Source organism: Desulfobaculum sp., from assembly GCF_054921475.1.
In genome coordinates, this window is sequence record NZ_JBUDSW010000108.1 from 1 (window position 1) to 11492 (window position 11492).

Consider the following 11492-nt stretch of genomic DNA (forward strand, 5'->3'; position numbering starts at 1 on the left):
AGCGCCGGACTGCGGCGGAGAGGAGAGGGGATATGGGCAAGATTCGCGTCATGGTTGTTGATGATTCTGCCGTGGTCCGCAATACACTGACGGATATATTGATGTCCGACCCCGGTATTGATGTCATTGCTACGGCGGCGGACCCTTTTGCCGCCGCCAAAAAGATGCAGGAAGTCGCGCCGGACGTCATTACGCTGGATATTGAAATGCCGCGCATGGACGGGCTGACCTTTCTGCGCAAAATTATGAGCCAGCACCCCATCCCGGTGGTGATTTGCTCCTCGCTGGCAACGCAGGGGTCGGACACCGTGCTGAAGTGCTTGGAGTATGGCGCGGTGGAAATCATCCAGAAGCCGCGCGTCGGCACGCGGCAGTTCCTTGAGGAATCGCGCATCCGCATCACGGACGCCGTGCGCGCCGCCGCCCGTGCAAAGCTCAAAAAGGTGTCGGCGGAGCCGGTGGCCGTTCAGCCCAAGCTCTCCGCGGATGCGGTCATCCCCGCCGCGCCGCGCCGCAAGAGTAGCGCCATGCCCGCCACCACGGACAAAATCATCGCCGTTGGCGCGTCCACGGGCGGTACCGAAGCGCTGAAGGTCTTTTTGGAGGCACTGCCGCCGGATACGCCGGGTGTGGTCATTGTCCAGCACATGCCGGAAAAGTTCACCGCGGCTTTTGCCCAGCGCCTGAACGGCCTGTGCCGCATCACCGTGCGCGAGGCGCAAAATAACGATACTGTCTTGCGCGGGCAGGCGCTGATAGCTCCGGGCAACCGCCACATGCTGCTCAAGCGCAGTGGCGCGCGGTATTATGTGGAACTGCGCGACGGCCCGTTGGTGTCGCGCCACCGTCCGTCCGTGGACGTGCTGTTCCGCTCGGCGGCGCGCTATGGCGGGGCCAATGTCGTTGGCGTTATCATGACGGGCATGGGTGACGACGGCGCCAAGGGGATGAAGGAAATGAAGGAATCCGGTGCGTTCAACATTGCGCAGGATGAGGCCAGCTGTGTGGTCTTTGGCATGCCGCAGGAGGCCATCAAGGTCGGGGCTGTGGACTCTGTCATCAGCCTCACCAAGCTGGCGCAGGAGGCCTACCGCCGCGCCAAGTAGCGGCCGGGGCGGTGACGGGCGCGCACGCGAAAGCGGGGGCCATGGCCCCCGCGTTTATTTTTTGGCGCCGTTGTTGTGGCGGTAGACGAGGACGTCCACCTCTTCGCGCACCACGAGGCCTTCATGTACCAAGCCGTCCAGCGTGGGCAGAAAGGTTTCAATGCGCTCGGGTTTGGCCACGATGATGGTGACGATGGGCAGGTCCTCGGACAGGCGCAGAATTTTGGAGGTATGCACGCGGCTGTTGGCGCCAAAGCCCATTATGGCGCGCAGGGTGGTGGCCCCGGCCAGCCCTTGCTTGCGGGCTTCCTCAACGATGACTTCATGAAGCGGGCGTCCGCCATGCTTGTCGCTTTCGCCTGTGTAGATGCTGAGTCGTACTGCGGTGTCTGGCAGATGCATAGAGCGTATCCTTGCGTGATGGGTGTGGGGGCTAGGGGACAAGGCGCGCCAGCGCCAAGCCTGTGAACATGAGCGCAAGGCCCACGGCGTTTTGGCCCGCAATGTTGAGGGCGGCGCTCAGCCACTGGCCGTCGCGCAGGAGGGTGGCGCTCTCGAACATAAAGGTGGAGAAGGTGGTAAACGCGCCCATAAAGCCCGTCAGCACCGCCACCCGCGCCGTGGGGCCAAGTACGCCGCGCTGGTCCAGTATGCCCCAAATCAGGCCGAAAAGCAGGCTGCCTATCATGTTCACCACAAAGGTGCCCGCGGGAAAGCTGCCCCCCGCTACACGGTGGACCAGCCCGCCAAGGCCGTAGCGCGACAGCGCGCCGCATCCGCCCGCAACGGCCAGCCATATGAATTTTTCCAAGTGAATCTCCTTGGTTGGCGTCCTTGTTGTTTGCGCCCGGAAAGGCTACTCATGCAGAAAAACGGACGGGATGCGTCCGACACGGGGAGTGTATGCCACTGGAAATTGAAATCAAGTATCTTGATGTGGACCTTGATGCCCTGCGCCAGCGCCTTGCCGCTGCCGGGGCGCATCGCCACGCCAGACGCTTTGAGGAAAACATGGTCCTTGACGACCCCTCGCGGAGCCTGCGGGGGCGGGACGTCCTCCTTCGCCTGCGCCGCGACGGGGACAGCCTCGTCACCCTCAAAACCCCCGCGCCGGGCGAGGACGGCCTCAAGGTTCGCCACGAGCATGAAACCACCGTTGGCGACGTGGACACCGCGTTGACCGTGTTTCAGGCTCTTGGGTACGATGTGGCCTTTTGCTACGAAAAGCTGCGCGAAACGTGGGACTGCGAGGGGTGCCACGTGTGTCTGGACCTGCTCCCGTTTGGCTCCTTTGTGGAGCTGGAGGGGGACCCGGACGCCATTCGCCGCGCCGAGGCGGCCCTTGGCCTTGATGCATACACGTCCTCGGATGAAAATTACCATCAGCTGAACATGCGCTACCGCGCCGCGGCGGGCCTGCCGCAAAGCGATGGGTTCGTCTTTTCAGCGGAAGAGCGCGCCCGGCTTCGCCACATGGCCGATGCCTAGGCCGATGGACAGAAACAAATCTGGTCTTATTGTATGGAATGAGCGGGGCCGCCTCTTTACGGGGCAGAGCAATTTGCGTAAGTTTTAGATAATGGGCAGAGCCTATTTCCCCGCATGACGCGCCCTCTCGGGGATTAACGCGTCAGATGGGCTTCCCGGAGATGTCAAGGGAGATAACGGTGGCCGATTCGTTTTCGCAGCCTGGAATGAGTCCAGACCAGATGGTCGAAGACGATGTGCGCGAGCCGCGCAAGTTCAAAGTGCTGCTTCACAATGACGACTACACCACCATGGATTTTGTGGTGTATGTTCTGGTCAGGGTGTTCCGAAAGACAGAGGCTCAGGCGACCGAAATCATGCTGAATATCCACAACCACGGCATGGGCGTGTGCGGCGTGTATACCGCGGAAGTGGCAGAGACAAAGGTTGTCCGCGTGCGGCATATGGCGCAGGAAGCGGGCTTTCCGTTAAAATGCACCATGGAAGAGGTCTAGATGCTCAGCAAACGACTTGAGAACGTCCTCAGTGCGGCCGTGAAGGAAGTTAAACGTCGTAGCCATGAGTACTTGACCCTCGAGCACCTGCTTTATGCGGTTCTGCTTGAGGAAACGGGGAGAGATATTCTTGTCAATTGCGGTGTGAATGTCATTCGTTTGAAGCACCAGCTGGAGCGGTTCTTCATCGACCACATGGAAATCCTGCCCGAGGACCACGAGGGCGAGGTGGTACAGACCCTTGGGGTGCAGCGCGTGTTGCAGCGGGCCATTCTTCACATCCAGAATGCTGGAAAGGAGAAGGTGGACGTTGGCGACGTGCTGGCCGCCCTGTTTGAGGAGGACGACTCCTACGCGGTGTACTTCCTGCGCTCGCACGGTGTGACGCGGCTGGATATTCTGGAGTACATTTCCCACGGTCTTGGCAGTGCCAACCCGTGGGGCGGGGCGCCGCCGGACGACCAGCCGTCGCCGGGCAAGCCCTACAGTGCTCCGCCCGATGACATGCGCAAGGAAAATGGCAGCATGCTGGAACAGTTTACGGTGGACCTCGTGGAAAAGGCGCGCGCCGGGGACATTGACCCCCTTATCGGCCGCGACGGCGAGATTGAACGCACCGTGCAGATTCTGGCGCGCCGCCGCAAGAATAACCCGCTGTTTGTGGGTGACCCCGGCGTCGGCAAAACCGCCCTTGCTGAGGGCCTTGCCCTGCGCATTGTGGATGGCGAGGTGCCCGAGGCGTTTGCGGACGTGCGCATCTTTGCCCTCGACATGGGGGCCATGCTTGCCGGAACCAAGTACCGCGGCGACTTTGAAGCCCGCATGAAGGGCGTGCTGGCGGAACTCGATCAGATTCCCGGCGCTATCCTCTTTGCGGACGAAATCCACACCATCGTGGGCGCGGGAGCCACCAGCGGCGGCACCATGGATGCCTCCAACATCCTCAAGCCCGTGCTGGCCTCGGGCAAGCTGCGCTGTATTGGCTCCACCACCTACGAGGAATTCAAAAACCATTTCGAAAAGGACCGCGCCCTGTCGCGCCGGTTCCAGAAAATTGACGTGGGCGAACCCACCGTGGACGAAACCGTGGACATCCTCAAGGGCCTGAAGCCCCACTATGAGGAGCACCACAACGTCCACTATACGCAGGGCGCGCTGCGCGCGGCGGCGGAGCTTTCCAGCCGCCACATCAACGACCGCTTCCTGCCGGACAAGGCCATTGACGTCATTGACGAAGCAGGGGCGCGGTACCGCCTGCGCAAACGCCTGCGCAAGGGCAACCCCATCCGGCCCAATGACATTGAAGAGGTCATCGCCCGTATGGCGCGCATTCCGGCGGAGCGCATCTCCACCAGCGACCGCGCGCGTTTGCAGCACCTTGAGGAGGAACTGAGGGGCCGCGTGTTTGGGCAGGATCCTGCCATTGAACTGGTGTCCAGCGCCATCAAGCGCTCCCGTGCGGGCATGTCCCAGCCCGGCAAGCCCACGGGCAGCTTCCTGTTCGTTGGTCCCACCGGTGTTGGCAAAACCGAACTGGCGCGCCAGCTCTCCCAGTGCCTGAATGTGAACTTCCTGCGCTTTGATATGTCGGAGTACATGGAAAAGCACGCCGTGGCGCGGCTTATTGGTGCGCCTCCCGGCTATGTGGGCTTTGATCAGGGCGGCCTGCTCACGGACGCCATCCGCAAGCATCCCTACACGGTGCTGCTCATGGACGAAATCGAAAAGGCCCACCCCGATGTGTTCAACATTCTGCTGCAGGTGATGGACTACGCCACGCTCACCGACAACACCGGACGCAAGGCGGACTTCTCCCACGTTGTTCTGCTGATGACCTCCAACGTCGGCGCGTGGGAGGCCGCAGGTTCACCCATCGGCTTTGGCGATGCGCAGGGCGTGGACCGCTCCGACAAGTGCATGCAGGCCGTGGAAAAGGTGTTCTCGCCCGAGTTCCGCAACAGGCTGGACGGCGTGGTGCCGTTCCACTCCCTGACCACGGACATCATGGAACGCATTGTGGACAAGTTCGTTGGCGAGCTGAACGACAGGCTGGCCGAACGCCGCGTGAAGGTGACCCTCACGGACGCCGCACGGGCATGGCTGGCCAAGAATGGCTACGACGACACCTACGGCGCGCGCCCCATGGGCCGCCTCATCAAGAACGAGATTGAAGACAAGCTGGCGGATGCCGTGCTCTTTGGCGAATTGGCAAGCGGCGGCGAGGCCGTTGTTGATGCCCCGGCCAAGGGCAAGAAGGGCAAAAAGAAGGCCGAGAAGCAGGGCAATCTGGTTTTCAGTTTCCGTTAGCTTTTGCCGCTGTTTGGATGAATGTGGCGCGGGCGGGGACGTCCGCGCCTTTTTCTGTCCGAGATAAGGATATGCCAATGGATTATCTGCGCACGGCGCATGTATGGTTTCCGGACCCCGAGCATGCGGGACCGGATGGACTGCTCGCCTTTGGGGGCGACTTGTCGCCGCAGCGGCTTGCCGCCGCGTATTCGCGGGGCATCTTCCCGTGGTATGGACCGGGGGAGCCTATTTTGTGGTGGTGCCCGGACCCGCGGCTGGTTCTGGAGCCGCCGGCGCTGCATATTCCCCGCTCCCTGCGGCGCGTCATCAATGCCGGGCGGTTTACCATCACCATCAACGCCGCCTTTGGCGATGTGATTCGCGCCTGCGGGGCCGTGTGCCGCAAGGGCGAGGACGGAACATGGATCGTGCCCGAGATGGTGGACGCCTACGAGCGTCTGCACGCCCTTGGGCTGGCGCACTCTGTGGAAGCGTGGTGCGAGGGTGAGCTTGTGGGCGGGCTGTACGGCGTTGCCATTGGCCGCGCGTTTTTTGGCGAGTCCATGTTTTATGTGATGCCGGATGCGTCCAAGGTGGCCTTTGTCCACTTGGTGCGTCTGTTGGAGCGCTGGGACTACGCCATTGTTGATTGTCAGCAGACCACCAACCACCTGCTGCGCTTTGGCGCGGGCGAGATTTCACGCCGGGCGTTTTTGGAGCGCCTGCGCGCCCTGCGCGAGGAAGACCCCGCACCGGGTGCGTGGACCATACCGGAAGGGTTCAATCCGCTGTCGCCGCAGGGGTAGCGCTGCGGCGGTCCGGAAAGAAAAAAGGCACCAGCCACAACGTGTGGAAGGTGCCTTTTTTCATATGCGTGCGTGCAAAAATTTAGGAGGAGTGCCGCCCGATGCGCCGTTCGCGCATGAGGTCCGGGGGCACGTCGAACAGGGCGGGATGCGTGGTGCCGAGGCTGGTTTCTTCTTCCCGCCGCAGGGCCGCGCCACACAGGGAGCCTGCCATGGCAAGGGCCTTGATGGTCAGCCCGCGTGCAAAGGCCAGCTTGGCCCCGCGCAGGGTGGTGCCGGAAAAGTCCGCACCTGTGAGGTCTGCGTCCGTGAAGTCCGTCTTGTCGCAGTCCGCGTTGGCAAACAGCGCTCCCGCGAGCTTGGCCCGGGTAAAGCGCGATCCGTCAAGGTCGGCCTGCGCAAAGTTGACAAGGGACAGGTCCGCGCCGGTCAGGTCCGCGTCGTCAAGGGCCGCTCCGGCGAGGCGCGCGCCGCGCAGGTCCTCCCCGGCAAGGCGGGCATGGGCCATGTAGGCTTCCTCTAAGTTGGCGCGGACAAAGATTGCTCCAGTCAGGATGGCACCGTCAAGGTTGACGCCCACCAGCCGCGCGTCCGTAAAGTTGGCGTCGCGCAGGTCCGTACGGGCCATGTGCGCGTCCTCAAAGTCTGCCAACTGGGCGTTTGCGCCAGACAGGTCCGCGCCCTTCAAGTCCGCGGCGATGAAGTTCGCCCCGGTGAGGTCCGCGCCGGACAGGTTGGCCCCGCAAAGGCACACGCCGGAAAAGTCCGCACCGGCAAGGTCAAGACCAGCCAGACGGGCACCGGGGAAATCTATCCTGACGTGAGGAGTGGAATTTCGCCATGCATTCCAATGGGAAACACCTTTGTAGAGCAGTGTAAGTGCGTTCTGTGCGTTCATCGCTTTTGTGTCTTCGTTTAGTGGTGCAGAAACGAGAATGCACAGTACCTATTGTTTCGCTTTTGTGCCAGTAGAAAATGCTGTTTTATATGCTCTTCTATTTCGCAGTGTTGCATGATTTCTGATGCAAACGGTCCGGAAAAAGCGTGTGGGCGCTCACCCTTGGGGCAGGGCGCGTGGGGGCTGGTTCGGCGTTCTTTTTTTTCGCGTGCGCGGCGCTGAAAAGTGGCCGCGGTGGCGGCAAAACGGCGCAAAAAAAGCGGCCCATATCCCTCGGGATGCGGGCCGCTGGAGAGGGCGGTCGTGAGCGTGGTTAGTCCTGCTCTTTGACCACGGGGCTGTGCTGGGCAAGGTCGTACAGGCCGTGGAAGGCGAAGGGCAGGTCGTAGTTGGGAATGCGGTCAAAGCGGATAAAGCCGATGGTTTCGCCCTCCGGAAAGGCGGAGAGCGGACACAGCCCGAGGGGGATGGGGAATTCCATCGGCTGGGCGGAGATTTCCGTCAGCCTGTCGGCGTAGCGCTTTTCAAGGTAGGCCAGAATCTGGTCGCGCTCGTTGGCGGTGAAGGCTTCCAGCAGCAGCTGGCGGCTGCCCTCGGCGTCGGTGTGCTGTGCGTCGAGGGGCTCCCCAAGCAGGTGTTCCCACGGGTAGCCCTGCGCTTCGGCCATGTCGTAGCCTGTGCGGAACAGGTGCACCTGCACATCGCGGCGGCCCTTGAAGCTTTTGATGGTCATGCTCAGGACGTAGGCGCGGTCCACGGGCAGGGGGGTATGGGACGTATGGCTGTGTATCTGCATGGCGTGCTCCTTTGCGTAGCGAAAGTGACGAATCGTCCGAAAGGGCAGTGGGTTGAACCACCACCCCGGGCATGGGTTCTACGCCATATCCCGGTGTTTGTGAAGGCTGTCACAAATCCCGGCGTTTTGGTGGGAAAGGGCGGGGGCGCTTTACCATCGGGCTTCTCCCGCGTATACAGGCGCGTATGCCATCACGCGAAAATGTCTCCTACGATAATCCGTTCAAGGTCGTGAGTCCTTATGAGCCAAAGGGCGACCAGCCACAGGCCATTGCGGACATCTCGCAGAACATTCTGCAAAACGTGCAGGATCAGGTGCTGCTGGGCGTCACCGGTTCGGGCAAAACCTACACCATGGCCAAGGTTGTGGAAGAGGTTCAGCGCCCGGCCCTTGTCCTTGCGCCCAATAAAACCCTTGCGGCCCAGCTGTATAACGAGTTCCGCCAGTTGTTCCCGAATAACGCGGTGGAATACTTCGTCAGCTATTACGACTACTACCAGCCGGAAGCCTATCTGCCGCACTCCGATACGTATATTGAAAAGGACTCGTCCATCAATGACGAGATAGACAAGCTCCGCCACGCGGCTACCCACGCCCTGCTCACCCGGCGCGACGTGCTCATTGTGGCGTCCGTGAGCTGCATCTACGGCCTTGGTTCGCCGGAATACTACTCGCGCATGGTCATCCCCCTTGAAGTGGGGCAGGCCACCACGCGCGATAAGGTTGTGGAGCGCTTAGTGGAGGTGCACTACGAGCGCAACGACTACGACTTCCACCGCGGCACCTTCCGCATCCGGGGCGACGTGCTGGAGATTCTGCCCGCCTACTCCAACCAGCAGGCCCTGCGCGTGGAGTTCTTTGGCGACGAAATCGACTCCATCACCGAGACGGACCCGGTCACGGGCAAGGTGGTCTCCACCATCCACAAGACCGTTATCTTCCCCGCCAGCCACTATGTGTCCGACAGGCCGAACCTGCAACGCGCCATGGGCGACATCCGCGACGAGCTTGGCGAGCGCCTGCGCGAGTTTGAGGACGGCAACAAGCTGGTGGAGCGCCAGCGCCTTGAGCAGCGCACGCAGTTGGACCTTGAGATGATTGAGGAGCTTGGCTACTGCAACGGCATCGAGAACTATTCCCGCCATTTGGACGGGCGTGGTCCGGGCGACCCGCCGGCAACCCTGCTGGACTACTTCCCAGACGATTTTGTGATGTTCCTTGACGAATCCCACGTCACGGTGCCGCAGATTGGCGCCATGTACAACGGCGACCGCTCGCGCAAGAGCACGCTGGTGGACTTTGGCTTCCGTTTGCCGTCCGCGCTGGATAACCGCCCCCTTGCCTTTGAGGAGTTTCTGGAGCGCAAGGGACAGGCGGTGTACGTTTCCGCCACGCCCGGTCCGTGGGAGATGGAGCGCGCACAGGGGCTTGTGGTGGAGCAGATTATCCGTCCCACCGGCCTTGTGGACCCGCAAATCGAGGTGCGCCCCGTGGACGGACAGGTGGACGACCTGTTGGCCGAATGCCGCCTGCGCCGCGACAGGGACGAGCGCGTGCTGGTGACCACCCTCACCAAGCGCATGGCCGAGGACCTGACGGAATACATCCGCAACATGGGCGTGGACACGCGCTATCTGCATTCGGACATCGACACGCTGGAGCGTGTGGCGATTTTGCAGGCGCTGCGCAAGGGCGAATTTGATGTGCTGGTGGGCATTAACCTGCTGCGCGAGGGGCTGGACATCCCCGAGGTGTCCCTTGTTGCCATCCTTGACGGCGACAAGGAGGGCTTCTTGCGCTCCACGCGTTCGCTCATCCAGACCGTTGGCCGCGCGGCGCGTAATGTGGACGGCAGGGTCATTGTCTACGCGGACACCATCACCCGCTCCATGAAAGAGACCATGGACGAGACGGAACGCCGCCGCGCCAAGCAGATTGCCTACAATGAAGAGCACGGCATCGTGCCCCAGACCATCCGGAAAAAAATGGATAATGTACTGGATTCATTGTACGGTGACAAAACATCGGACAAGAAGAAACGCGCTGGCGCAGGGGCACTGGATGACCTTGCGGCAGACGCCAAAGGCATCGCCAAGCAGATTAAGGCGCTGGAGCGCGACATGCGCGCCGCAGCCAAGGATCTTGAATTTGAGTGCGCCGCGGAACTGCGGGACAGAATCTCCGTCCTGCGCGGCGTTCTCCAGACCCTCGACTAACCTATGCGCAAACGCAAATTCCAGTCGCTGAAGCGGCGCAAGCTTATTCAGGCTTTGGGCGGTCAGGTGCGGCTTTCCAAGCTCCGCCGCCGCTATGGGAGCCTGTTCCCGCTCATCATGGGGCTGGTGACGCTGCTTATTGTGTTCTTTGGCGGTATCTACGCCTACATGGAAATCGAGGGCTGGAGCTACCTCGACAGTTTCTATATGGTGCTCATCGCGCTCTCCACCGTGGGGTTTGAGGAAGTTCACCCCCTGTCCGAGAGCGGCATGATTCTCACCAGCGTGCTCATCCTTCTGGGTGTGGGCAACTTCGCCTTCCTTGTCGGTTCGTTCACCCAGATTCTTGTGGAAGGCCGGCTCCAAACCGTTTGGGGGAGACTGAGAGTGCAAAAGACCATCGACAAGCTGTCCAACCATATCATCGTCTGCGGGTACGGCCGCATCGGCAGCATTGCCGTCAACGAGATACAGCGCGAGGGCATCCCCGTCGTGGCCGTTGAGAAAGACCCCGAGCTGATGGCCAAGATGGAGGAGGATGAAATCCTCTTCATCGCCGGCGACGCGACGGACGATGAGGTGCTGACCAAGGCGGGCATAGACCGCGCCAAGGCTCTTATCACCGCCGTCTCGCAGGAGGCCGCCAACGTGTATGTTTCCCTCACTGCGCGGCAGATGAGCCCGGACTTGTACATCGTGGCCCGCGCTGACCATGAAAAGCACATCCCCCGTCTGGAGCGCGCGGGCGCGGATAGGGTGATGCTGCCGCATATGCTGGGCGGGCTTCGTATGGCGCAGTCCGTGCTCCAGCCTACGGTGACCAGCTTCCTTGAGCTGACGCTGTCGAGGAGTGAAATGCAGCTCAATATGGAAGAGCTGGAGATCAGCGGGCGGAGCGACTTTAAGGGGAAGACCCTTGTTGAGTCCAAGCTCCGCCAGCGGTTCAACCTCATCGTTATCAGCATCAAAAAGGCCTGCGGGGACTTGATATTCAATCCGGAAGCCGACACCGTGCTGGAAGAGGGCGACATCCTCGTCATTGTGGGCGGCAAGGAGAACCTGCGCGACCTGTGGGAAATTAGCTAGGCGGCGGAGGCAACGCCTCGCTGCGGCCCCGGCGGAACGCGCCATCCTTGGGGCGTTGGCCGTGTGGCGGCTGTGCTGCGTACGCCGCGCCAGTGGCTGCGCAGGAGAGTGAAGACAGAAGGGCCGTTTCGCCAAGGCGGGGCGGCTTTGCTTTTTTTTGAGGCGAAAGGAAAAACGCAGTGGAGCAGGTGGTGGAGAACAGCGACCAGCCAGTGGTAACGGCCATTGTTTCGGCCTACAAATGCGAGCGGTTCATCCGGGGCTGTTTGGATGACCTCCTGGCACAGAGCCTTGGCGAGCGGCTGGAGATCAT

11 protein-coding genes are annotated in these 11492 nt (G+C 61.6%); 7 read left to right on the top strand and 4 right to left on the bottom strand.

Annotated features, from left to right (window positions below):
• The first annotated feature begins 32 nt into the window (after positions 1-32).
• On the top strand, positions 33-1106 hold the full coding sequence (locus ACY69P_RS08640; RefSeq protein WP_462327189.1) for a protein-glutamate methylesterase/protein-glutamine glutaminase: 1074 nt from the start codon (positions 33-35) through the stop codon (positions 1104-1106).
• Between the two features lie 54 nt (positions 1107-1160).
• Here ACY69P_RS08640 and ACY69P_RS08645 read toward each other — a convergent pair whose 3' ends face one another.
• Entirely contained in the window at positions 1161-1508 is a 348-nt protein-coding gene (locus tag ACY69P_RS08645) for a DUF190 domain-containing protein (RefSeq protein ID WP_462327190.1), read from the bottom strand.
• 31 nt (positions 1509-1539) lie between these two features.
• Positions 1540-1917, bottom strand: a complete 378-nt coding sequence (locus ACY69P_RS08650; RefSeq protein WP_459901877.1) for a fluoride efflux transporter FluC — start codon at positions 1915-1917, stop codon at positions 1540-1542.
• Between the two features lie 92 nt (positions 1918-2009).
• On the opposite strand from ACY69P_RS08650, the gene ACY69P_RS08655 reads away from it, so the two are divergent.
• The 4 genes from ACY69P_RS08655 (at position 2010) to aat (ending at position 6183) form a co-directional block, all read left to right on the top strand.
• The gene (locus tag ACY69P_RS08655) at positions 2010-2594 is read left to right on the top strand and encodes a class IV adenylate cyclase (protein WP_462327191.1); all 585 of its coding nucleotides are present in this window, start codon (positions 2010-2012) and stop codon (positions 2592-2594) included.
• A 206-nt stretch (positions 2595-2800) separates the two neighbouring features.
• Entirely contained in the window at positions 2801-3088 is a 288-nt protein-coding gene (locus ACY69P_RS08660; protein ID WP_404845498.1) for an ATP-dependent Clp protease adaptor ClpS, read from the top strand.
• A complete protein-coding gene (gene clpA, locus ACY69P_RS08665) occupies positions 3089-5395 on the top strand; it encodes an ATP-dependent Clp protease ATP-binding subunit ClpA (protein WP_462327192.1) in 2307 nt (768 codons plus the stop codon).
• A 77-nt stretch (positions 5396-5472) separates the two neighbouring features.
• Entirely contained in the window at positions 5473-6183 is a 711-nt protein-coding gene (gene aat, locus ACY69P_RS08670; RefSeq protein ID WP_459901874.1) for a leucyl/phenylalanyl-tRNA--protein transferase, read from the top strand.
• Positions 6184-6265: 82 nt separating this feature from the next.
• Here the strand turns inward: aat and ACY69P_RS08675 are convergent, their stop codons facing one another.
• On the bottom strand, positions 6266-7081 hold the full coding sequence (locus ACY69P_RS08675) for a pentapeptide repeat-containing protein (RefSeq protein WP_459901873.1): 816 nt from the start codon (positions 7079-7081) through the stop codon (positions 6266-6268).
• A 313-nt stretch (positions 7082-7394) separates the two neighbouring features.
• Positions 7395-7877: a hypothetical protein gene (locus tag ACY69P_RS08680; RefSeq protein WP_459901872.1), complete on the bottom strand. Its 483-nt coding sequence runs from the start codon at positions 7875-7877 to the stop codon at positions 7395-7397.
• 185 nt (positions 7878-8062) lie between these two features.
• Between ACY69P_RS08680 and uvrB the strand changes: the two genes are divergently transcribed.
• Together uvrB and ACY69P_RS08690 are read left to right on the top strand one after the other, a co-directional pair.
• Positions 8063-10093: an excinuclease ABC subunit UvrB gene (uvrB, locus tag ACY69P_RS08685; protein ID WP_462327193.1), complete on the top strand. Its 2031-nt coding sequence runs from the start codon at positions 8063-8065 to the stop codon at positions 10091-10093.
• A gap of 3 nt (positions 10094-10096) precedes the next feature.
• Positions 10097-11179: a potassium channel family protein gene (locus ACY69P_RS08690; RefSeq protein ID WP_462327194.1), complete on the top strand. Its 1083-nt coding sequence runs from the start codon at positions 10097-10099 to the stop codon at positions 11177-11179.
• The last annotated feature ends 313 nt before the right edge of the window (positions 11180-11492 follow it).